This window comes from Enterobacter cloacae complex sp. 277I4 (assembly GCF_050031465.1).
Classification (GTDB): domain Bacteria; phylum Pseudomonadota; class Gammaproteobacteria; order Enterobacterales; family Enterobacteriaceae; genus Enterobacter; species Enterobacter cloacae.
Genome location: NZ_JBLGWC010000001.1, coordinates 2,037,124 through 2,058,200 on the forward strand (window position 1 = coordinate 2,037,124; position 21,077 = coordinate 2,058,200).

Sequence of the window (21,077 nt, forward strand, 5' to 3'; positions counted from 1 at the left end):
GGTCACAGAAGTGAAAACGGCCTGTCATCTGAAAAATGAAAAATAACGGGTTAATCAAACTGATTAGCAGGCAAAAAATTTGGGGAAGTACGGGTCTGGCGGTTAAACTTCTCCCGCTGATTATTTGACTACAGGAAAGAATGGATTGTGACCAAACTCAAACTTCTGGCATTGGGCGTACTCGCCGCGACCGCAGTTAGCACCGCACAGGCGGAAAGCCAGTGGACGGTAGGTGCGGGCGTTGGCGTCATTAACAGCCCGTATAAACAGTATGATCGTGATGTTTATCCCGTTCCGGTTGTCACCTATGAAGGCGATAACTTCTGGTTCCGTGGACTGGGCGGCGGCTACTATCTGTGGAACGATACGGCCGATAAGCTCTCCATTATGGCCTACTACGATCCGACGCACTTCAAACCGGGCGACAGCGACAGCCACGCCCTGCGTCGACTCGACAAGCGTAAGAGCACCATGATGGCGGGTCTCTCTTATGTGCATAACACCGAGTATGGCTTCCTGCGTACCGCGCTGGCGGGAGACACGCTGGATAACAGCAACGGCTTTATCTGGGATCTGGCCTGGCTCTATCGCTACACGAACGGTGCGTTAACACTGACGCCAGGTATTGGTGTGCAGTACAACAGTGAGAACTACAACGACTACTACTATGGTGTCTCTAAGAATGAGTCCCGTCGTAGCGGTCTGAAGAGCTACAGCGCAGATGATGGCTGGGATCCGTACCTGGAGCTGACCGCGAGCTACAACTTCCTGGGTGACTGGAACGTATACGGTACTGGCCGTTACGAGCGTCTGAGCGACGAAGTGAAAGACAGCCCAATGGTCGACAAGTCCTGGGCGGGTATTTTCTCTGTCGGTGTGACCTACAAGTTCTGATTGCGCATTAAAACAGTGCAATCTTTGCATTATAACGGGGCGCTTGCGCCCCGTTTGCATTGTGCTGGTGCGGTCAAAATAATACCGCGTCTTAGCGCTTCACAATGCGAATAGTTTGCCCTAAGCGAGACGGTTTTTCTTCGCTGGCTTTTTGCGCCGTAGTGACGCAGGCCGTTTCAACGCAGACAAACGTTTTGTAACCGTCATCGGGCACGTCGGCCATGCTCACTGAGAGTGCCGGACCTGGGTTCCAGCCCACCACGTTGCTGTGATGATGGTGAATCACTTCGATGCCACGGTTGAGGGCACTGTCGTGGATCACGTTGCACGCTTCCGGATGCAGGTAAACGCGGTCGGTACGGTCAGGGAAGGTCTGCACGCCGTCGCTGAGTTTCCCTTCTTTTGCATTGTCCACTTTGTCGATATAGGTATCGCCAAGGCCGCTCACTTTTACCGCGCTGATATCACCCACGTTGAAGTAGGTGTGCAAGGCAGAGGTCGTTTCAAACTCGCCGTGCGCTTCCAGCTCAATCTCGCAGGTTTTACCCAGCTTGAAGCGGGCGTACAGGGTAAACTCGTGCGGCCACAGCGCACGGGTCTCGTCATTGGCCTGAAGCTCAAAGGTCAGCACGGCACCGTTATCATCTTCGTTATGCGCTTTCAGGGTCCACTGCTGGTTGCGGGCAAAACCATGAGAAGGCAGTCCCTGCTGCGCTGACGGGCCAAACCATGGCCAGCAGACAGGCACGCCGCCGCGGATCGCCGCTCCTTTTTTGAAAGAGGTCGCATCGCTCAGCCACAGCACTTCCGTTTCACCTTCCGGTTTCCAGGAGAGCAGGTGGGCGCCGTTCAGCGCAACGGAGGCTTTCACTCGCGGGTGGTCAACGACGATAACATCAGCGCCATCAATCTGGCGACGGGAGAGCACAGGGGTAAGTTGTTCGACTACCGGAAGTGCAAAAATTTTATTAATCATTAAGCAATCCTCTGTCTTATAAATAAAAAAGGCGACCGAAGTCGCCTTTTTGGATCAAGCACTCATTCCAGTTTATTTGGAGATGTGAGCGATCAGGTCCAGTACTTTGTTAGAGTAGCCAGTTTCGTTGTCGTACCAGGAAACCAGTTTCACGAAGTTGTCGTTCAGTGCGATACCTGCTTTAGCATCGAACACGGAAGTGCATACTTCGCCGTTGAAATCGGTAGATACAACGTCGTCTTCGGTGTAACCCAGAACGCCTTTCATTGGGCCTTCGGAAGCAGCTTTGATTGCTTTCTTAATGTCTTCGTAAGAAGCAGCTTTTTCCAGACGAACGGTCAGGTCAACAACGGATACGTTAGGAGTTGGAACGCGGAACGCCATACCAGTCAGTTTGCCATTCAGTTCTGGCAGTACTTTACCTACCGCTTTAGCAGCACCGGTAGAGGATGGGATGATGTTCTGAGCCGCGCCACGGCCGCCACGCCAGTCTTTGTGAGACGGGCCATCAACGGTTTTCTGAGTAGCGGTGGTCGCGTGAACGGTAGTCATCAGACCTTCGATGATGCCGAAGTTGTCGTTGATAACTTTTGCCAGCGGTGCCAGGCAGTTGGTGGTGCAGGATGCGTTAGAAACGATATCCTGGCCAGCGTAAGTTTCGAAGTTAGCACCACGAACGAACATTGGGGTGTTGTCTTTGGAAGGACCAGTCAGAACAACTTTTTTCGCACCCGCGGTGATGTGTTTACGCGCAGTTTCGTCGGTCAGGAAGATACCGGTTGCTTCAGCAACAACGTCAACACCGATTTCGTTCCATTTCAGGTTAGCTGGGTCTTTCTCAGCAGTAACGCGGATGGTTTTGCCATTAACAACCAGGTGGCCGTCTTTCACTTCAACGGTGCCGTCGAAACGACCGTGAGTTGAGTCGTACTTCAGCATGTACGCCATGTATTCAGCGTCCAGGAGATCGTTGATACCAACGATTTCGATGTCAGAACGTTTCTGAGCAGCACGGAAAACAATACGGCCGATACGGCCAAAACCGTTGATACCTACTTTGATAGTCATATATTCCACCAGCTATTTGTTAGTGAATAAAAGGTTGCCTGTAAAATTACAAAAACCTTACGCAGCGTCAAGCGGAATCGTGTCAATCATTGCGACAAATCAATCCTGTGACTAACGTTTGTGCGACTGACTCGCCTCACTTTCCCTTTGAGCTAGCAACCACATGGGGGCTGCGCCCGGAATTTTAAAGGCCTCGCAGGATAAATATGTGAGCATGATCACAATTGCCTGACCGCCTTTTCGCGACACATAAGTTTAGATCAAAAGTGCACGCAAGGGTGTTAATGTTTTGTTAGAATCCGGGTTAAAAGGTGTCTGTTTCTACAGCGAGATGTAAGCATATGTCGAACCAACGTAACCCTGACGATTTGAAAAAAAACCTCACAGAAATGCAGTTTTACGTGACGCAGAATCACGGCACGGAGCCGCCATTTACCGGGCGTTTACTGCATAACAAACGCGATGGCGTATACCATTGCCTGGTCTGTGACGCCCCCCTGTTCAATTCACAAACGAAATACGATTCTGGCTGCGGCTGGCCGAGCTTTTACGAGCCGGTGAGCGATGACGCGATCCGCTACTTAACTGACTCGTCGCATGGGATGGTGCGTACCGAAATTCGCTGCGGCAACTGCGATGCGCACCTGGGACATGTCTTCCCGGATGGCCCTCAGCCAACGGGCGAGCGTTTCTGCGTAAACTCAGCTTCTCTGAGCTTCAGCGACGATGAAAACGGCGACCAGATTAAAGGTTGAAAAAACGATTCAGCAAATTATTCCTTTGAAAGGGAGAGATCGTGAATATTGATGACATGATTAACGGTATGACGCCGGAAGTTTATCAGCGTCTGGTCACCGCCGTTGAGCTGGGGAAATGGCCTGATGGCGTTGCCTTAACCCCGGAGCAAAAAGAGAACAGCTTGCAGCTGGTCATGCTGTGGCAGGCGCGCAACAACACCGATGCGCAGCACATGACAATCGATACCAACGGCCAGATGGTGATGAAGAGCAAGCGTGAACTGAAGGAAGAGTTTGGTATCACGCCAAAGCCGATTGCGACGATGAAAATACAATAACAGTGCGGGTTGATGCCCTCACTCAACCCTCTCCTTGTGGGAGAGGGTTTGATTGCCTCACTACTTATGCGGGATCCCGAGCGACTCTGCCAGCTGCTTCGCTAACTGGTTATTATCATCCGCCCCATACTCCCAGAACATTGCGCCTGCCAGACCTTTCTCTTTGATATAGTCCGCTTTGATAGCGACGGAACGTGGATTCTCATACGAGAGGGCAAACAGATCCTTCCCGTCGGCGCCCTTCACGGAAAGCCACGGCACTTTGGCCTGGTCGTCCCAGTGTTCAGTAAAGCGCTTTTGCGGGTCGTTTAGCAGTTTCTTCACGATATCGTTGTACTTCACGTAGGTATCTTTGGTCAGGTCATAACCAAGTGATCGGAACAACCCGATCTCCTGAGGGCCGAAATAAGGCTGTGTCACCGGATTGTTTTGCGCATCGGGCTTGCTCCAGTCAATGCCCGGTTCCACAGCGCGTTTTGGCACGCGCCCATAGAAACCAATCCCAAGGTTCATCTGCTGTGGCTTCAGCCCCGCGGCCAGATAATTGTTCACCACAAAATCAACGCTGTATTTATCTGCTGCCGCCACGGTCGGCCAGGCGCTGGAGTCATACAGGTTCGCGTTAAAATACTGAGTGCCGTACGCCATGTCGTAGGTCATCAGGTTGATATAGTCGAGAAGGGGAGCAATGGCTTTCACATCGACCCAGCTTTTCGGACTTTCCGCATTGGCCCCAACCGCAATCGTGACCAGTTTTTTCTGCCCGAAGGCGGCACGCAGCTCTTTCAGCAGGAAGGTGAAGTTATCCCGGTCTGCAGGCGTGCTTGCGACCAGCCCCCATGCGCCGTTTACCGGGTACTCCCAGTCAAGGTCGATCCCGTCCAGACCGTATTTCTCAACAATCTCCTGCGCCGAGCGGATAAACACCGCGCGGCTCTCTTTGGTGGCTGCTGCGCCAGAGAAACCGCGGGCACCCCAGCCGCCGACGGAAAGCAGAACGTTTAAATTCGGGTTTTGTTTACGAAGCTGTGGGATAAGCGCCAGGTCGGACGCCACTTTCGGAGATAACCAGATCTGATGCAGCTTCGCCGGATCTTTCAGTGCGGCGTTGGTTTCGTCTTTTTCGTTATTGTAGATAAGGCCAAACGAATAGTTCAGGTGGGTGATCTGGCGGACATCAAGCGTATTGATATCGCCACCGGGTCCGGCAGTAACATCACCACCGCCGTTAAAGTAGCCCACGGACATCAGGGGAGCGGCGTAAGCAACTGACGCGCAAAGCAAGGGTAAAGCTGCCAGCAATGGCAAACGTTTCATAGGTGTTCCTCTTTGACAGAATAAAAATAACCACGCCACAGAAAAAGCGTGGCGAAAAAACAGCCTGAAAAGCATAGCATTGCCGCTTCGCTGGTGATGCGAGGGAGTTCACTTTATGGGGATCGGAGTGGAAATGCCGGGTAAGGCGAAACCACCCCCCGGCATAAAAGACTACGCCTGCGTCTCCAGCCAGTCTGCCAGCATATACAGCGTCGCGCCTTCAGCGGCCATATCCATAAACGCCTGCGCGCTGTCCTGCGGTTGAATGTTCACCCCGCGACAGCCGTCGGTGATGACGCTGACCGTATAACCCAACTGGAGCGCGTCCAGCACGCTAAACTTCACGCAGTAATCGGTTGCCAGACCCAGCACAATCAGCTCGGTGATTTCGTGGTGACGTAACCACGCGTCCAGCGCCGTTTTCTGACGATGTCCGTTATCGAAAAAGGCGCTGTAGCTGTCAATAGCCGGGTTTTCGCCTTTATGAAACACCGCGTCGATGGCTTTCTGATTCAGCAGCGGATGTAGCGCGGCGCCTTCCGTTTGCTGCACGCAGTGATCGGGCCAGAAGGTTTGCGCCAGACCGTCGAGCTCACCCTGGCTGAAGGGTTCAACGCCGTGCTGGCTGGCAAAACTGCCATGGTTGGCCGGATGCCAGTCCTGGCTTGCGACAACGGCTTCACCGCGCAATTTACACCAGTCAATCAGGGTATTGGCCACGTCGACCGTGCTGTCACCTTCTGCGACGGCCAGTGCGCCGCCCGCGCAGAAATCATTTTGCAAATCGACCAGTAACAGGGCGCGTTGCTTCATGAGGCCTCCTTATTCGTCCGGGGTCAGTTCGCCGCGCAGGTTTTGCATCATGGCGCTGCGAATGGACTGGATGTCCAGATCCTGACTCAGTAAATAATGAAGTTTAGTCAGTGTGGCCTCGACGGTCATATCGAATCCGCTGATCACCCCCGCATGCGCCAGAGCGTTACCGGTGGCATAGCCGCCCATATTGACCTTGCCGGACATACATTGCGTCAGGTTAACCACCACAATCCCGCGCTCGCTCGCTTCCTGCAGCTCTTTCAGGAATTCACTGTTCTGCGGCGCGTTACCCACACCGTAGGAGCGCAAAATCAGCGCTTTTACCGGCTGGCGCAGGAAGTTACGCACCACATCAGCAGAGATGCCCGGATAAATGGTTACCACACCGATCGGCTGCGGAGTGATCGGGTGAACGATCAGCTCGCCTGAGGTGGTCGGCGCAGGCGGCGTGCCCAGACGACGAATATGAATACCCGCTTCCAGCAGCGGTTGCAGGTTTGGAGAGGCGAAGGCGTCAAACCCATCGGCGTGCGCTTTGGTGGTACGGTTGCCACGATACAGACGGTTGTTGAAGAACAGCGAGACCTCGTTAATCGGGTAGTTCGCCGCCACATAGAGAGAGTTAAGCAGGTTAATCTGTCCATCCGAGCGCAGTTCCGCCAGCGGAATTTGCGAGCCGGTGACAATCACCGGTTTGCTCAGGTTTTCCAGCATGAAGGAGAGCGCCGAGGCGGTAAAGGCCATGGTGTCGGTACCATGCAGGATCACAAAGCCGTCGTACTGGTCGTAATGGGCTTTGATGTCATCCGCGATATGCTGCCAGTCTTCCGGCGTCATGTCGGAGGAGTCCATCAGCGGCTCGTACTCGTGGATGGTAAAGTCAGGCATTTCCGGGCGGTGGAATTCCGGCATCAGGGCAAGCTGACGTTGAAGATGACCGGACACAGGAATATAGCCGTTTTCAGAGCGCTGCATCCCGATGGTACCGCCAGTGTAGGCTACATAAATCGATTTCTTCTGCATGGTAGTGATTTCTTGTTCTTCAAAAGAAAAAAATCCCCTCTTCACCGGAAGAGGGGACGGGGTTTAACGTACGTTTGCGCAGGTCAGGCAAAACGCGTAACGACTTTGTGGATCATTAAACGCCGCGAGCTTATCGCTTTCCGCTTTCATCGCTTTAGCGGCCGTGGCGACAGGCGCTGGCAGATAAGCCTGCAGCGCTTCCGGCAACATGGCGCGCACGGAGACGGACATGCTGTCCATCACCATATCGAAGAACGACGGCTCATCCTGATAGTATTCAACATGCCACTGTTTGAGCTTCGCCAGTTCGGCGGCTTTCTTCACCGCGTCATCAAAGTCACCCAGGCTGTCGACCAGGCCGTTGCTCTTCGCATCCTGTCCTGTCCAGACGTGGCCCTGAGCAATTTCGTCGATCTGCTGCGGCGTCTTTTTACGCGAGTCAGCGACCAGCGTGATAAAGCGCTTGTAGCCATTCTCAATGCTGAGCTGCATCATCTCGGACACTTCAGGTGGCAGGGATTTGGTTACCGACACATCCGCCAGCGGTGAAGTGGCCACACCATCCGTATGCACACCCAGGTAATCCAGGCTGTTCTCTACCGTGTTGATCACCCCGAAGATGCCAATTGATCCGGTCAGGGTGCTTGGGTTAGCGACGATGTAGTTAGCCGGGGTTGAGATCCAGTAACCGCCGGAAGCCGCCATGCCGCCCATGGAAACCACCACCGGTTTACCTGCTGCACGCGCAGCGGCCAGCTCGGCGCGGATCACTTCAGAGGCGCTGACGCTGCCCCCCGGGCTGTTCACACGCAGCACAATCGCTTTCACTTTCGGGTCAAGACGCGCGTCACGGATCTGCGACGCGGTGGTATCACCCCCGACGTTCCCCGGAGTCTCCTGACCGTCCATGATTGCGCCATTGGCGAAGACGACCGCAACGCTGTCACCGCTCTCATCCGGTTTTTTCGCCGCGTAATCGTACATGCTGATCGCGCTGTAATTTTTATCCTCTTTGCTCCAGCCGAACTGTTTGCTCAGGGACTTTTCGATCTCCGCGCTGGTTCCCAGGGCATCGACCAGCTTGTTATCAAGCGCATATTTCGCGGTATCGCCGTCAACCTTGCGCAAGCCGTCCAGCACGCCCTGAGCACCAGGGAAGACCTGTGCAGGGGTAATCTGGCGGTTACTGGCAACTGTGGTCAGGTAGTTCTGCCACAGCTCACCAATCCAGCGGCTGTCCGCTTCACGGGCGGCAGGAGACATGTCATCACGGATAAATGGCTCAACGGCAGATTTATACGTACCGACGCGGAACACGTGGGTGGTGACCTTCAGCTTGTCGAGCAGAGATTTGTAGTAAAGCCCGTTCGTGGCAAAGCCGTGCAGGTCGACCGTACCCTGAGGTGAAAGCCAGATTTTATTGGCAAAGCTCGCCAGATAATATTGCCCCTGGCTGTAGCTGTCGCCTATTGCGATCACCGGTTTACCGCTGTCACGGAATTCACGCAGGGCTTTGCCGATGTACTGCATAGAAGGCTGGTCGGCCCCGGCAAAATCTTTCAGATCCAGCACGATACCCGTAATGTTGCGATCATCTTTTGCCTGACGAATGGTATCGACAATATCGAACAGGGAGTTTTCCTGCAGGCGGTCCGAGGTAGCGCCGAACAGCTGACGACCAATCACTCCCAGACGATTGCTGGTGGAAGGCTTATCGACAATCACGCCGGTGATGTCGAGCAGCAGCGCGCCGCGCGTCGAATGCTGTGACTGGTTTGCGTTACTGATGTGCATCCAGATGCCCGCGCAAACCAGCACCAGGAGGATGAAAACGAGGTTCATCACCAGGTTGCGGACGAAATTGAGCAGTCGCCACGTCCATTTAAAGAAACCGGCAAAGATTCGCCAAAGGGTTCGCATGTATTCTCCCTAACCAGAAAATGACTGTTTCCGTCGCCACTGGACGGTAATGTTGGGTTATCGTAATGACCCAACCGCCACTTGTCAGCAGGAATCGCCTGCCAGGCTGTAACAAAATCTGCCGTCGTGTTAATTTTGTGAGTAAATTTCAAGAAAGGAGTTAACCAATGGACGCACTTGAACTGCTTGTTAACCGCCGTAGCGCGTCACGTCTGGCGGAACCTGCGCCAGCGGGTGAGCAGCTGGAGAACATTCTGCGTGCCGGTATGCGTGCGCCGGATCACGGCACACTTCAGCCGTGGCACTTCTTTATTATTGAAGGTGAAGGCCGCGAGCGCTTCAGCCAGCTGCTGGAGCAGGGGGCGGTTGCCGCCGGTCAGGATGAGAAAGGGATCGATAAAGCCCGTAATGCGCCGTTCCGTGCGCCGATGATTATCGCCGTCGTGGCGAAGTGTCAGGCGGAGCATAAAGTGCCGGTATGGGAGCAGGAGATGTCGGCGGGATGCGCGGTGATGGCGATGCAGATGGCCGCTGTTGCACAAGGCTTCAACGGTATCTGGCGTACCGGGCCACTAACTGAAAGCCCGGCGGTGCGCGACGGACTCAACTGCGGCGAGCATGACAAAATCGTCGGTTTCCTCTATCTCGGCACCCCTCAGCTTAAAGCCTCCAGCACCATTAGCGTGCCGGACACCACGCCTTTCGTCAGCCGTTTCTGATAACGCGCGCTAAACTGTCTGGATTCTGAGCATCTGCCGCAGAATTCAGACAGTCATACTTACCTCTTTAAGGAATGAGCGCTACCATAGCGCGATTGCATTGACAGGAGATGTCCATGAGCGAGCAAACCATTCGTTTAACGCAATACAGCCACGGAGCCGGTTGCGGTTGTAAAATTTCCCCCAAAGTGCTGGAAACCATCCTGCACAGTGAACAGGCGAAGTTTGTCGACCCGAACCTGCTTGTTGGCAACGAAACGCGTGACGATGCAGCGGTTTATGACTTGGGTAACGGCACCAGCATTATCAGTACCACTGACTTCTTTATGCCGATTGTCGATAACCCGTTCGATTTCGGGCGCATCGCAGCGACCAACGCCATCAGCGATATCTTCGCGATGGGCGGTAAACCGATTATGGCGATTGCGATTCTGGGCTGGCCGATCAACACCCTTGCGCCAGAAATAGCCCGCCAGGTGATTGAGGGCGGACGCTTTGCCTGCCAGCAGGCGGGGATTGCCCTGGCCGGTGGTCACTCTATTGATGCGCCGGAGCCGATCTTCGGTCTGGCGGTCACGGGCGTGGTGCCTACCGAGCGCGTCAAACGCAACAGCACCGCGCAGGCGGGTTGCAAGCTGTTCCTTACCAAGCCGCTGGGCATTGGCGTGCTGACCACCGCCGAGAAAAAATCCCTGCTGAAACCCGAGCATAAAGGTCTGGCAACGGAAGTGATGTGCCAGATGAACCTGGCCGGTGCCGCTTTCGCCAATATCGACGGCGTGAAGGCGATGACCGACGTCACCGGTTTTGGCCTGTTGGGGCATCTCTCTGAAGTGTGTCAGGGCGCGGGTGTGCAGGCGCAGGTCTGGTATCAGGACGTGCCGAAGCTGCCAGGCGTGGAAGCGTACATTGCCCAGGGCGCCGTGCCGGGCGGTACTCAGCGTAACTTTGCCAGCTATGGTCATCTGATGGGCGAAATGCCTGAAGAGTGGCGTAACCTGCTGTGCGATCCGCAAACCTCGGGTGGTCTGCTGCTGGCAGTCACGCCGGAGTCAGAAGCCGAGGTGCAGGCAACGGCCGCCGAGTTTGGTATTACCCTGACGGCGATCGGCGAACTGGTGACCGCGCGCGGTGGCCGACCGATGATTGAGATCCGTTAATTCGATGCGGTTGTTTATTGCCGAAAAGCCGAGTCTGGCTCGTGCCATCGCCGATGTGCTGCCGAAGCCGCATCGCAAAGGCGACGGCTTTATTGAATGCGGTAACGGGCAGGTGGTCACCTGGTGCATTGGTCACCTGCTTGAGCAGGCACAGCCAGACGTCTACGACAGCCGCTATGCCCGCTGGAACCTCAACGATCTGCCTATCGTGCCGGAAAAATGGCGCCTGCAACCGCGCCCCTCCGTCACCAAACAGCTCAACGTCATTAAGCGCTTTTTGCATGAAGCGTCTGAAGTTGTCCACGCCGGTGACCCGGACAGGGAAGGACAACTGCTGGTGGATGAAGTGCTGGACTATCTGGAGCTGGCGCCGGAAAAACGCCAGCAGGTGCAGCGCTGCCTGATTAACGACCTCAACCCGCAGGCGGTGGAGCGGGCGATTTCGCGCCTTCGCGCCAACAGCGAGTTTATCCCGCTGTGCGTGTCCGCGCTGGCCCGTGCGCGCGCAGACTGGCTGTACGGGATCAACATGACCCGCGCCTACACGATCCTTGGGCGGAATGCCGGCTATCAGGGGGTACTCTCCGTAGGCCGCGTGCAAACGCCGGTGCTGGGGCTGGTGGTGCGCCGTGATGAAGAAATTGAAAACTTCGTCGCCAAAGATTTTTTCGAAGTGAAAGCGCACATCGTCACCCCGAAAGAGGAGCGTTTTACCGCCGTCTGGCAGCCGAGCGATGCCTGCGAATCGTATCAGGATGAAGAGGGCCGTCTGCTGCACCGTCCGCTGGCGGAGCACGTGGTCAACCGGATCACCGGTCAACCTGCCATCGTCACCAGCTATAACGATAAACGGGAATCCGAACCCGCACCGCTGCCGTTTTCACTTTCTGCCCTGCAGATTGAGGCCGCGAAGCGCTTTGGCCTGAGCGCGCAGAACGTGCTGGATATCTGCCAGAAGCTCTACGAAACCCACAAGCTCATCACCTATCCGCGTTCAGACAGCCGCTACCTGCCTGAAGAGCACTTTGCCGGACGCCACGCGGTGATGAACGCCATCAGCGTGCATGCGCCGGATCTGCTGCCGCAGCCGGTCGTCAATCCGGATACCCATAACCGCTGCTGGGACGATAAAAAAGTCGATGCCCACCATGCGATCATCCCGACGGCGCGGGCCAGCAACGTCAACCTGACGGAGAACGAAGCGAAGGTCTATAACCTGATCGCGCGTCAGTATCTGATGCAGTTCTGCCCGGACGCGGTGTTCCGCAAGTGCGTCATTGAGCTGGAGATCGCCAAAGGCAAATTTATTGCCAAAGCGCGTTTTCTGGCGGAAGCGGGGTGGCGTACGCTGCTTGGCAACAAAGAGCGTGACGAAGAGAACGACGGTACTCCGCTGCCGGTGGTGGCTAAAGACGACGAGCTGCTGTGTGAGAAAGGGGAAGTGGTAGAGCGCCAGACGCAGCCACCACGCCATTTCACCGATGCGACGCTACTCTCCGCCATGACCGGGATTGCCCGTTTTGTGCAGGACAAAGAGCTGAAAAAGATCCTGCGCGCCACTGACGGGCTGGGAACCGAAGCGACCCGCGCGGGGATCATTGAGCTGCTGTTCAAACGCGGCTTCCTGGAGAAAAAAGGGCGCTATATTCACTCCACCGAGCCGGGCAGGGCATTAATCCACTCCCTGCCGGAGCTGGCCGCCAGGCCGGATATGACGGCGCACTGGGAATCGGTGCTGACGCAAATCAGCGAGAAACAGTGCCGTTATCAGGACTTTATGCAGCCGCTGGTGGGGACGCTGTACCAGCTGATCGATCAGGCGCGCAGCACGCCGGTGAAGCGGTTCAGAGGAATGGTGGCACCGGGTGGTGGTGCGAAGAAACCGTTTAAAAAGAAAAAGAGCGCGGCCTGATACCCTCGTTTTTTTCCCCTCTCCCGAAGGGAGAGGGCACCCGGCCGCACGTTGAAACTTAAATCACACCCTGCCCAATCATCGCGTCCGCCACCTTCACGAACCCGGCGATATTCGCACCCCGCACGTAGTTGGTTTGCGAGGCCTCACCGCCGTACTCTACGCAGGCGTGGTGAATATCCAGCATGATGTGGTGCAGACGGGCATCCACTTTCTCCGCTTTCCAGCCCAGACGCGCGGCGTTTTGCGCCATCTCCAGACCGGAGGTTGCCACGCCGCCGGCGTTGGCGGCTTTGCCCGGTGCAAACAGTACGCCTGCTTCCAGGAACAGATCGGTCGCCTCGATGGTGGTTGGCATATTCGCCCCTTCGGCTACCGCTTTTACGCCATTGCTGATTAAGGTGCGGGCGGCTTCAACGTCCAGTTCGTTCTGGGTTGCACATGGCAGGGCGATATCCACCGGCACGCCCCACGGTTGTTTACCCTCAAGATAGGTCAGACCAAACTCGCGGGCATAATCGGCCACGCGGCCATCGCGGCTGGCTTTAATTTCACACAGACGCGCCAGTTTCTCAGCCGTGAAGCCGGCTTCATCCACGACGGTACCGCTGGAATCAGACGCGGTGACCACGCGGGCACCAAACTGCATTGCTTTTTCGATGGCATATTGCGCCACGTTGCCGGATCCGGAGACCGCCACGCGCATGCCTTCAAAGCCTAAGCCGTGGCGTTTCAGCATCGCTTCGGTGAAATAGACCAGACCGTAGCCGGTCGCTTCCGGGCGGATCAGGCTGCCGCCAAAGGAGAGTCCTTTGCCGGTAAAGACGCAGGCGCTGTTGTTTGAGAGCTTTTTCATCATTCCGGCCATAAAGCCCACTTCACGCCCGCCCACGCCGATATCACCGGCAGGGACGTCGGTGTCCGGGCCAAGGTGGCGATAAAGCTCGGTGATCAGCGCCTGGCAGAAGCGCATTACTTCGCCTTCGCTTTTGCCTTTCGGGTCAAAATCGCTGCCGCCTTTACCGCCGCCCATCGGCAGGGTAGTGAGCGCGTTTTTAAAGGTCTGCTCAAAGCCAAGGAATTTCAAAATCGACAGGTTCACTGAAGGGTGGAAGCGCATCCCGCCCTTAAACGGCCCGATAGCCGAGTTAAACTGCACGCGCCACGCGCGGTTCATCTGCACCTGATTGCGGTCGTCCACCCACGCCACGCGGAACTGGATCACGCGCTCAGGTTCGACGAGGCGCTCAAGCAAAGACATCTGACGATAACGTGGGTTTTGTTCCAGGAAGGGCCACAGGGTGGTCATTACTTCACGTACGGCCTGCGCAAACTCGCTCTGATGCGGGTCGCGCTGCTGAACATGGGTGAGAAAACTTTCCAGAGTGCGTGTCTGATCCATAGATATAAGAACCTCTTATGATAATTTCCGTATGTGTCTTATACGATTTGTGTTGTTTTTTTGACTATACCACCCGTACCGCTTTGCGAAGCAAGCAGAAATTTATGTCGAAAGGGAAATTAATGACCAGTGCGGCGTCATAACCAAAAGCGATGACGAGATAAATTAAAGGTTCCGCGATGATTAACCGTTATAGTCATTATCAGGACACAACAGGAAGAGAAGTCTATGAACCGTTACGTGATGACCGCGTTATGTTTGATGCTGAGCGCTGGCGCGCAGGCTGACCGCATTCGCCCGGATGTGGAAGTGAACGTACCGCCGGAAGTCTTTAGCTCCAGCGGCCAGAGAGCGCAGCCCTGTAACCAGTGCTGCATCTATCAGGATCAGAACTACTCAGAAGGGGCGGTGGTGAAAGCGGACGGCATCCTGCTGCAGTGCCAGCGCGATGAACGCACCATCAGCACGAACCCGCTGGTCTGGCGTCGCGTAAAAGAATAAAGGCTTCCAGCAGCGGAATATCCGCCGGGGCTAAGGGGTAGTCAAACGCCTCTTCAGGCGTACACCACACCAGGGCGCTGTGGTAGTGCGCCGTTAGCTCACCGCTGAAGTGGGGCACGTGCCAGGCGTGTAAATGGATTAACCGCTGTGACACTTCCCGCTGGTGGCTTGCCACGTAGTACGATGGTTGCGCGTGGATCCCCAACTCCTCCTGCAGCTCGCGGATCAGCGCTTCGGGCTGCGTTTCTCCGGCTTCCACCTTTCCACCGGCAAACTCCCACAGGCCCGGCTGATCGGCATGCATGGGGCGCTGCGCCAGTAAAATTTTATTGTCTTTTTCGATGATTGCCGCAACGACATCGAGTGTTTTCAGCATGGTCGTCAATACTTAATAGCGAAAAACACCATATTATCGTGCCCTTTCCAGGAGTCCAGTCATCAGGAGAATCACGTGAAAGAGACATCCCCCTGGGTTGCCCCGGTTGAATCCCTTCCCGCCAGCCTCAAACCCATTGCCGCCATGCAGAAAAAACACTTTGGCGCAGTGCTTAACCCCACGCGCTGGTGGGGACGTATGCCGCGCCTGTTCTGGCTGGTGGCGCTGTTTGTCGGGTTTCTGGAGCGACGCAACGCCCGCCTGACGCCGGTGCTGCGCTCGCTGCTGATGACGCGGGTATCCCAGCTCTGTCACTGTGCATTTTGTATTGATGCCAATAGCCTGCGTCTTGCCGAACGCGCGGGCGCGCTGGATAAAGTGCAGGCCGTGAGTCAGTGGCGTGACGCCGCGCTTTTCAATGAGCAGGAGCGCGCGGCGCTGGCCTACGCGGAGGCCGTCACCGCCACGCCGCCGCAGGTGGATGAGGCGCTCAAAAGCGAGCTCAAACGCCTTTTTACCGATGAGACGATGAGTGAAATGACGGCGCTGATTGCGTTTCAAAACCTTTCGGCCCGCTTTAATGCCGCCCTTGATATCCCGGCGCAGGGATTGTGCGACACGTTTAAAGGAAAGCCGCATGCTTGATCGACATCTTCACCCCCGGGTAAAGCCCGCCCTTAACCGGCTGGCCTCCTGGCTGGATAAACCCGGCATCACGCCCGATGGCTTAACGTTGACCGGATTTGCCGCAGGCGTGCTGACGCTACCGTTTCTGGCGCTTGGCTGGTATCCGGCGGCCCTGGTCGCCATTGTGGTTAATCGCCTGCTGGATGGCCTGGACGGCGCACTGGCACGCCGCAGAGGGTTGACGGATGCGGGCGGGTTTCTGGATATCGCGCTCGATTTTCTGTTCTACGCGCTGGTGCCGTTTGGTTTTGCCCTCGCGGCTCCCGCTGAGAATGCGCTGGCCGCGGCCTGGCTACTGTTCGCCTTTATCGGAACCGGCAGCAGCTTTCTGGCCTTTGCCGCTCTGGCGGCGAAACACAATATCGATAACCCCGGCTATGCGCACAAGTCGTTTTACTATATCGGCGGATTAACGGAAGGGACGGAAACCATCGTGCTGTTTGTGTTGTGCTGCCTGTTTCCGGCGCACTTCACGCTTCTCGCGTGGGTATTTGGCGCGTTGTGCTGGCTGACCACCACAACGCGCATCTGGAGCGGGTATCTGACGCTGCGTTCACTCACGCCCTAGCGCGAACTTTCGGGTCCGCGCTCGCCAGACGACACCGGGTTTTGCGGGTGGCTGCTCCATTCGTACCAGCCACCGTCATAGACGGAGATGTTTTTCCAGCCCATCGCGCGGGCATACATAAAGCCCTCAGAGGCTCGCCAGCCGGTACCGCAATAAAAGGCCACGTGCTGTTCCGGCAGGATGTTCCAGCTTTTCCACATGGCGGCGATGTCATCGGCGCTGCGCATGGTGCCGTCCGGGTTATGGAAATCTTCCATATGGGTGGCATCGCTTCCGGCATGACCCCAGCGGGCACCGGCAATTTCACCTTTGGGTTTGATGTAGCTGTAGCCGCTGGTTTCGCCAGTAAACTCCGGCCACGAGCGAATGCTGACCAGCGAGGCATCCTGGCGATGCAGCATCCCGCGCGCCTGCGCCATATCGATCATCAGCTGTGGCTGACCGGGGAGCGGCGCGCCGAAATCGGGAGCGGGTTTGACATCAGCAGGCATCCCTCTTTCCACCGGCAGGTTGGCCTCTGACCACGCTTTCCAGCCACCATCAAGAATACGCACGTCCTTCACGCCCGCGTAGAGCATAATTTGCGCCACGCGGGCGGCGGCATAGACATCGCGACCATACAGAATGACGGTGGTATCGTGACGGATCCCGTGTTTTGCCAGCATCGCTTTCAGTTTGTCGTCAGAAACCTTATTCCACAGCGGCTCGCTTTCCACTTCGTTGGTATCAATATAATCCGCGCCGGGAATGTGGTTCAGTAGATAGAACTTCGGCGCACCCCAGGCGGCTTCAATCACTTTCCAGTCACCGGCCGGGGCGGCTGCCACCGGTTTGCCCTGAGAAAGCTGATAAATCCACTGCGGGTAAACGAGCTGTTCAAAGTGCGGCAGGCGCTGCAGACGCTCAGGGGACTGCAGGGCATCGCTGAGAACGGAAACCCGGGGATAACCGGCTTTCTTCAGGCGGGCGCTCACCGCCTGGTTGTCAGCGTCACTGCCGTAGAGGGCGATAGTCGTTGTGGGGGTAAGCTGATGCTGTTTTGCCCAGCGGCCAATCTGGTCGTCGCTCAGCGCGCTCAGCCAGGTGGCAGAGAGGTTAAGCGCAGCGGGCTCGTGCCCGGAGGGGGCGCTCAGCGTTTGCGGCCAGCCGTTATAAAACGCACTGGCACGGGTATCGATCGCCGCGCCGTGCTGTTCCTGAAGCTGAGCCAGTGTGAGCGAATGGGGCATATCAGCGGCCATGCAAGAGAGTGAGGCGAGGCCGCAAAGCAGGGCCAGCGCGGTCAGTTGAGAAACACGTTTCATCGAATAACCTGACGTCAGTAAAAGAGGGGGGCATTGTCGTCTCTCCTGAAAGGTAAAACATTGCGTTAGCACATTATTGCCAGCGAGAAATCTCAATCACCTCGCCACCCGGCGGAATATCTTCATCGTCATGCGTGACCAGCACTACCGGGATATTGCGTGCGCGCAGGGCATCAAACACCCATGTCCGAAAGGACGACCGCAGTGATTTATCAAGGCGGCTAAACGGTTCGTCCAGCAACAACGCCTGTGGCTCGGCAAGCAGAGCCCGCAGCAGGCTCACCCTGGCACGCTCCCCGCCGGATAGCGTGGCCGGATCGCTGGCATAGTGGCGATTTAGCCCGGCTGAATCCAGGGCCTGTTGCACCCTTTCCCGGCGTGCGCGTCCGGTTATTCGCGCCGGTAACGCCAGCAGCAGATTTTGCCCTACGCTGTACTGGTCAAACAGCAGAGCGTCCTGAAAGAGAATACCGATCCCGCGTTGCTCGACAGGCAGCCCGTCACAGCGGCGATCGTCAAGCCACAGCTCGCCCTGCGCCTGAAAGTCGTCAGACAGTGCCCCAACCATCCATGAGAACAGGGTCGATTTCCCGCTGCCGGACGGCCCCATCAGGGTGACAATTTCACCGCGAGGGACATAAAAGTTAACTTCACGGAACAGCGGCGCAATGGTGAGATTGTTGACCTTCAGCATTAACGTAATCCTCGTCGATAATGGCCTGCGAGCCGGGATAACAGTGCGGCAACGCCGAAGACGGCCCCTGTCACCAACAGAAGCCACAGCGCCCGGTTAGCCAGAATCGGGATGCTGCCGCCGCTGCTGAGCGCCACGGTTTCGGTGGTAAGGGTGCTGAAACGCCCCGCGCCGAGCCAGAGTGTTGGCATGTATTGCGCCATGCTGACCGAAAATCCGGTTGCAAACGCCAGCAGCGCGGGGCGCAACAGCAGGGGACATTTGATCAGGCAGAAGACTTTTGTCTGCCGCCAGCCAAGCGTTCTGGCCGTGAGGAGAAGCCGCGGATCGATGCGCCGCCAGGCGGGTTGCAGTATCAGCAGCATCCACGGCAACACCCACAGCAGATGGCTCCAGAGCACGGCGGCGTACTGCCCGTCGATACCCAGCCATAACGCCACCCTGTATTGCCCGGAAACCAGCGGCAGCGCAGGAAGGGCGAGAGGGAGCCAGACCCACAGCGCACCACGCCGCGGCCCCCATTCCAGCCAGAGCAGTATCGTGATCAGGCCTATCAGGCTGGCAAGCAGGCCGAACGATAAGCTGGCACGCACGGCGCTAACATCATCCCACTGGGCCAGCATCAGCAGCACTCCGGCGCAAAGCATGCCGCATGCGGGGAGGATTCCGCTGAGCATACGGGCGGGCGGCGCGAGGGGGAACGTGCGTCGCACCCCTGTCAGCGCGGGCAGCGTGCGACGCCACGCTTTCCAGATACCGAACCCCAGCGCCGAAAGCACGGCCAACAGTGCGAGCATCAGCAGGCAGAGCAGCATTCCTTTCGTTTGCTGCTGCACGTCGCCCTGGGTCAGCCACTGCCAGGCCAGTACCGCCAGGGTAGGCGGATTCCCCGGCCCCAGGATGATGGCGACATCCACAACAGAGAGGGACCAGGCGAGCACCGCCAGCATTGTGGCACCCAGCGCCGGCGCGATCTCCGGGATCACCAGCCAGCACAGCCGCTGGATCCGCCCATATCCCAGGGTTTGCAACACGACATTCTGGCGGGCCAGTCTGGTTTCAGGTAACACCGCGTATATCGCCCACAGCACGAAGGCGCTCTCCTTGACGGCGAGAGTTAGCCCCAGCCCAATCCCGTAGCGATCCAACATTGGGGAGCAGCGTGTACAGAGCTGATAAAACAGACCGCCTTCGGCAAAAGTCAGCAATACGCTGGTGGCGAAAGCAACGTGGGGAACGGCCAGCAGCCACGGCAAACGGATACACAGACGACGCCAGCGCTCACCGGGCCAGAGCGTGGTGACGAAAATCAGGGCGATAAACAGGGCGCCGAGAGTGGCAATCAGCGTGGATACCAGGGTGGCGGCGAGCGCCTGCGGGATCTGCGGGTCGTCAAACAGGCGTTGCCAGTTTCCTGCCGACAGCGCCGGCGTCAACAGCATGGCGGCGGCGGGAACAAGCGGCAGATACACTGCCGCCATCGCCAGCCAGATGAGTGCGCTCAGCGGGTGCCGTAACGACGCAGCCATTCCTGCTCCAGCGCGTTAACCCAGGCTGCGTGTGGCTCCGCAAGCATCCGCGGAAGCCCTTGTGGCGTGTGGGCCTGAAGCTGTTTTGCTTCATCTGCGGGCAGCGTGTTCGCCTGCAGTACGCTCGGATCGCCCCAGATAGCCGGGTCGGCTTTGCGGATTTGCGCCTGAGGTGAAAGCAGGAAATTGGCAACCACCCTGGCCCCCGCACTGGCGCTGGCGTTCGCCGGGATGGCAACAAAATGAACGTTACCGATCATCCCGTTGTGAAAACCAAAGCTGTAGCTGTCGGCAGGCAGTTCACCGCTGGCCACTTTTTGCAGCGCATGTGCCGGGTTAAAGGTCAGCGACAGGCTCAGACTGCCGCGGGCGAGCAGGGTATCCATCCGCGCAGGTGAAGGCGGGAAATCTTTTCCTTCTCGCCACAGCAGCGGGTGGAGTTTGTCGAGGTAGTCCCAGAGCGGCGCGGTAACCAGTGCAAAGGTGTCATCGGGCGCGCGTTTCAGCGCATCGGGCTGGGAGGTGAGCGTGAGAAGCAACTGTTCCAGAAACGCGGTGCCGGTAAAATCAGGCGGACGAGGATAGCTGATTTTACCCGGATGCTGCTGCGCCCAGGCCAGTAATGCCTGCGGGTCTGATGGCGGAGTGGGCATGCTCGCTTTGCGGGCGATAAAGGTAAGCTGCGCGCCACCCCACGGAGATTCTGCGCCCTCGGTTGGCAGGGCGAAATCTTCCGTGACCGGTTTGCCCGTGTCGACATAGCGCCAGTTAGGCAGCGTCTGTGCCCATCCGGTTTGCAGCAGGTTAGCCTCTTTCAGCGTGCGGAAATTCTCACCGTTAACCCACAAAAGATCCACCGAGCCATGGGTCTTACGCCCGGCGGCAGCTTCTGTCTGGATCCGTTTTACCGCATCCGCCGCATCGGCCAGGTGGACAATGTTGAGGTTGATCGCGTAGTGCGTTTTCATCTCGCCGCTGACCCAGTCGAGGTAGCGGTTAACCGCCTGATCGCCTCCCCAGGCGTTAAACCAGACGGTCTGGCCTTTGGCTTGTTCTTGGATAACGTGCCAGCTGTCGGTGGCACACAGAGGGGCGGTCAGCAGCAGACCGGTCAGAAACGCGCAAAAACGCACACG

At 57.0% G+C, this 21,077-nt stretch carries 21 protein-coding genes; 9 read left to right on the forward strand and 12 right to left on the reverse strand.

What is annotated here, in order from left to right:
* The first annotated feature begins 147 nt into the window (after nucleotides 1–147).
* Nucleotides 148–894, forward strand: coding sequence for a MipA/OmpV family protein (locus ACQG19_RS09880; RefSeq protein ID WP_013097055.1), 747 nt, complete (start codon nucleotides 148–150; stop codon nucleotides 892–894).
* 91 nt (nucleotides 895–985) lie between these two features.
* Here the strand turns inward: ACQG19_RS09880 and ACQG19_RS09885 are convergent, their stop codons facing one another.
* Nucleotides 986–1,870 carry a D-hexose-6-phosphate mutarotase gene (locus ACQG19_RS09885; RefSeq protein WP_013097054.1) on the reverse strand — a complete coding sequence of 295 codons (885 nt, stop codon included), beginning with the start codon at nucleotides 1,868–1,870 and terminating at the stop codon, nucleotides 986–988.
* Nucleotides 1,871–1,942: 72 nt separating this feature from the next.
* The gene (gene gapA / locus ACQG19_RS09890) at nucleotides 1,943–2,938 is read right to left on the reverse strand and encodes a glyceraldehyde-3-phosphate dehydrogenase (protein WP_013097053.1); all 996 of its coding nucleotides are present in this window, start codon (nucleotides 2,936–2,938) and stop codon (nucleotides 1,943–1,945) included.
* Nucleotides 2,939–3,279: 341 nt separating this feature from the next.
* On the opposite strand from gapA, the gene msrB reads away from it, so the two are divergent.
* A complete protein-coding gene (msrB, locus tag ACQG19_RS09895) occupies nucleotides 3,280–3,693 on the forward strand; it encodes a peptide-methionine (R)-S-oxide reductase MsrB (protein ID WP_013097052.1) in 414 nt (137 codons plus the stop codon).
* Nucleotides 3,694–3,734: 41 nt separating this feature from the next.
* Nucleotides 3,735–4,013, forward strand: a complete 279-nt coding sequence (locus ACQG19_RS09900) for a YeaC family protein (RefSeq protein ID WP_013097051.1) — start codon at nucleotides 3,735–3,737, stop codon at nucleotides 4,011–4,013.
* A gap of 60 nt (nucleotides 4,014–4,073) precedes the next feature.
* Here the strand turns inward: ACQG19_RS09900 and ACQG19_RS09905 are convergent, their stop codons facing one another.
* From ACQG19_RS09905 to sppA, 4 genes are all read right to left on the reverse strand, one after another.
* Nucleotides 4,074–5,330 carry a glycoside hydrolase family 18 protein gene (locus tag ACQG19_RS09905; RefSeq protein ID WP_023620727.1) on the reverse strand — a complete coding sequence of 419 codons (1,257 nt, stop codon included), beginning with the start codon at nucleotides 5,328–5,330 and terminating at the stop codon, nucleotides 4,074–4,076.
* Between the two features lie 171 nt (nucleotides 5,331–5,501).
* Nucleotides 5,502–6,143, reverse strand: coding sequence for a bifunctional nicotinamidase/pyrazinamidase (gene pncA / locus ACQG19_RS09910; RefSeq protein ID WP_246932025.1), 642 nt, complete (start codon nucleotides 6,141–6,143; stop codon nucleotides 5,502–5,504).
* A 9-nt stretch (nucleotides 6,144–6,152) separates the two neighbouring features.
* Nucleotides 6,153–7,169: an asparaginase gene (gene ansA / locus ACQG19_RS09915; RefSeq protein ID WP_013097048.1), complete on the reverse strand. Its 1,017-nt coding sequence runs from the start codon at nucleotides 7,167–7,169 to the stop codon at nucleotides 6,153–6,155.
* A 63-nt stretch (nucleotides 7,170–7,232) separates the two neighbouring features.
* Nucleotides 7,233–9,089, reverse strand: a complete 1,857-nt coding sequence (sppA, locus tag ACQG19_RS09920) for a signal peptide peptidase SppA (protein ID WP_020690337.1) — start codon at nucleotides 9,087–9,089, stop codon at nucleotides 7,233–7,235.
* A 167-nt stretch (nucleotides 9,090–9,256) separates the two neighbouring features.
* Here sppA and ACQG19_RS09925 point away from each other — a divergent pair, with 167 nt between their 5' ends.
* The 3 genes from ACQG19_RS09925 (at nucleotide 9,257) to ACQG19_RS09935 (ending at nucleotide 12,880) form a co-directional block, all read left to right on the forward strand.
* Nucleotides 9,257–9,808, forward strand: coding sequence for an NAD(P)H nitroreductase (locus ACQG19_RS09925; RefSeq protein ID WP_013097046.1), 552 nt, complete (start codon nucleotides 9,257–9,259; stop codon nucleotides 9,806–9,808).
* A 116-nt stretch (nucleotides 9,809–9,924) separates the two neighbouring features.
* A complete protein-coding gene (gene selD / locus ACQG19_RS09930) occupies nucleotides 9,925–10,968 on the forward strand; it encodes a selenide, water dikinase SelD (protein ID WP_014831513.1) in 1,044 nt (347 codons plus the stop codon).
* 4 nt (nucleotides 10,969–10,972) lie between these two features.
* Complete coding sequence (locus ACQG19_RS09935) at nucleotides 10,973–12,880, forward strand: DNA topoisomerase III (RefSeq protein ID WP_023620725.1); 1,908 nt, start codon at nucleotides 10,973–10,975, stop codon at nucleotides 12,878–12,880.
* A gap of 58 nt (nucleotides 12,881–12,938) precedes the next feature.
* Here ACQG19_RS09935 and gdhA read toward each other — a convergent pair whose 3' ends face one another.
* Nucleotides 12,939–14,282 carry an NADP-specific glutamate dehydrogenase gene (gdhA, locus tag ACQG19_RS09940; protein ID WP_148791099.1) on the reverse strand — a complete coding sequence of 448 codons (1,344 nt, stop codon included), beginning with the start codon at nucleotides 14,280–14,282 and terminating at the stop codon, nucleotides 12,939–12,941.
* Between the two features lie 228 nt (nucleotides 14,283–14,510).
* Between gdhA and ACQG19_RS09945 the strand changes: the two genes are divergently transcribed.
* Nucleotides 14,511–14,783 (forward strand): YnjH family protein, encoded by a 273-nt coding sequence (locus tag ACQG19_RS09945; protein ID WP_013097042.1) that lies wholly within the window; start codon nucleotides 14,511–14,513, stop codon nucleotides 14,781–14,783.
* Here the strand turns inward: ACQG19_RS09945 and ACQG19_RS09950 are convergent.
* Nucleotides 14,743–15,159 (reverse strand): pyrimidine (deoxy)nucleoside triphosphate diphosphatase, encoded by a 417-nt coding sequence (locus tag ACQG19_RS09950; RefSeq protein ID WP_038979880.1) that lies wholly within the window; start codon nucleotides 15,157–15,159, stop codon nucleotides 14,743–14,745. The genes ACQG19_RS09945 and ACQG19_RS09950 overlap by 41 nt on opposite strands.
* A 75-nt stretch (nucleotides 15,160–15,234) precedes the next feature.
* On the opposite strand from ACQG19_RS09950, the gene ACQG19_RS09955 reads away from it, so the two are divergent.
* Together ACQG19_RS09955 and ACQG19_RS09960 are read left to right on the forward strand one after the other, a co-directional pair.
* Entirely contained in the window at nucleotides 15,235–15,804 is a 570-nt protein-coding gene (locus ACQG19_RS09955; protein WP_038419142.1) for a carboxymuconolactone decarboxylase family protein, read from the forward strand.
* The gene (locus ACQG19_RS09960) at nucleotides 15,797–16,414 is read left to right on the forward strand and encodes a CDP-alcohol phosphatidyltransferase family protein (RefSeq protein WP_038419143.1); all 618 of its coding nucleotides are present in this window, start codon (nucleotides 15,797–15,799) and stop codon (nucleotides 16,412–16,414) included. Before ACQG19_RS09955 ends, ACQG19_RS09960 begins: the two co-directional genes overlap by 8 nt.
* Here the strand turns inward: ACQG19_RS09960 and ACQG19_RS09965 are convergent.
* From ACQG19_RS09965 to ACQG19_RS09980, 4 genes are all read right to left on the reverse strand, one after another.
* Complete coding sequence (locus ACQG19_RS09965) at nucleotides 16,411–17,718, reverse strand: sulfurtransferase (protein WP_246932027.1); 1,308 nt, start codon at nucleotides 17,716–17,718, stop codon at nucleotides 16,411–16,413. The genes ACQG19_RS09960 and ACQG19_RS09965 overlap by 4 nt on opposite strands.
* 73 nt (nucleotides 17,719–17,791) lie before the next feature.
* Complete coding sequence (locus ACQG19_RS09970) at nucleotides 17,792–18,412, reverse strand: ATP-binding cassette domain-containing protein (RefSeq protein ID WP_038419146.1); 621 nt, start codon at nucleotides 18,410–18,412, stop codon at nucleotides 17,792–17,794.
* On the reverse strand, nucleotides 18,412–19,941 hold the full coding sequence (locus ACQG19_RS09975) for a thiamine ABC transporter permease (protein ID WP_246932028.1): 1,530 nt from the start codon (nucleotides 19,939–19,941) through the stop codon (nucleotides 18,412–18,414). The genes ACQG19_RS09970 and ACQG19_RS09975 overlap by 1 nt, the downstream gene beginning before the upstream one ends.
* On the reverse strand, nucleotides 19,914–21,074 hold the full coding sequence (locus ACQG19_RS09980) for an ABC transporter substrate-binding protein (protein ID WP_407200890.1): 1,161 nt from the start codon (nucleotides 21,072–21,074) through the stop codon (nucleotides 19,914–19,916). Before ACQG19_RS09980 ends, ACQG19_RS09975 begins: the two co-directional genes overlap by 28 nt.
* Between the last annotated feature and the right edge of the window lie 3 nt (nucleotides 21,075–21,077).

Excerpts from the sequence above, each read along its gene's own strand:
- ACQG19_RS09960 (WP_038419143.1), top strand. The coding sequence starts at position 15,797 with ATGCTTGATCGACATCTTCACCCCCGGGTAAAGCCCGCCCTTAACCGG.
- ACQG19_RS09905 (WP_023620727.1), bottom strand. The coding sequence starts at position 5,330 with ATGAAACGTTTGCCATTGCTGGCAGCTTTACCCTTGCTTTGCGCGTCA.
- ansA (WP_013097048.1), bottom strand. The coding sequence starts at position 7,169 with ATGCAGAAGAAATCGATTTATGTAGCCTACACTGGCGGTACCATCGGG.
- ACQG19_RS09975 (WP_246932028.1), bottom strand. The coding sequence starts at position 19,941 with ATGGCTGCGTCGTTACGGCACCCGCTGAGCGCACTCATCTGGCTGGCG.
- gapA (WP_013097053.1), bottom strand. The coding sequence starts at position 2,938 with ATGACTATCAAAGTAGGTATCAACGGTTTTGGCCGTATCGGCCGTATT.
- ACQG19_RS09970 (WP_038419146.1), bottom strand. The coding sequence starts at position 18,412 with ATGCTGAAGGTCAACAATCTCACCATTGCGCCGCTGTTCCGTGAAGTT.
- sppA (WP_020690337.1), bottom strand. The coding sequence starts at position 9,089 with ATGCGAACCCTTTGGCGAATCTTTGCCGGTTTCTTTAAATGGACGTGG.
- ACQG19_RS09945 (WP_013097042.1), top strand. The coding sequence starts at position 14,511 with ATGAACCGTTACGTGATGACCGCGTTATGTTTGATGCTGAGCGCTGGC.
- ACQG19_RS09935 (WP_023620725.1), top strand. The coding sequence starts at position 10,973 with ATGCGGTTGTTTATTGCCGAAAAGCCGAGTCTGGCTCGTGCCATCGCC.
- ACQG19_RS09885 (WP_013097054.1), bottom strand. The coding sequence starts at position 1,870 with ATGATTAATAAAATTTTTGCACTTCCGGTAGTCGAACAACTTACCCCT.
- ACQG19_RS09950 (WP_038979880.1), bottom strand. The coding sequence starts at position 15,159 with ATGCTGAAAACACTCGATGTCGTTGCGGCAATCATCGAAAAAGACAAT.
- selD (WP_014831513.1), top strand. The coding sequence starts at position 9,925 with ATGAGCGAGCAAACCATTCGTTTAACGCAATACAGCCACGGAGCCGGT.
- ACQG19_RS09925 (WP_013097046.1), top strand. The coding sequence starts at position 9,257 with ATGGACGCACTTGAACTGCTTGTTAACCGCCGTAGCGCGTCACGTCTG.
- gdhA (WP_148791099.1), bottom strand. The coding sequence starts at position 14,282 with ATGGATCAGACACGCACTCTGGAAAGTTTTCTCACCCATGTTCAGCAG.
- msrB (WP_013097052.1), top strand. The coding sequence starts at position 3,280 with ATGTCGAACCAACGTAACCCTGACGATTTGAAAAAAAACCTCACAGAA.
- ACQG19_RS09965 (WP_246932027.1), bottom strand. The coding sequence starts at position 17,718 with ATGAAACGTGTTTCTCAACTGACCGCGCTGGCCCTGCTTTGCGGCCTC.
- pncA (WP_246932025.1), bottom strand. The coding sequence starts at position 6,143 with ATGAAGCAACGCGCCCTGTTACTGGTCGATTTGCAAAATGATTTCTGC.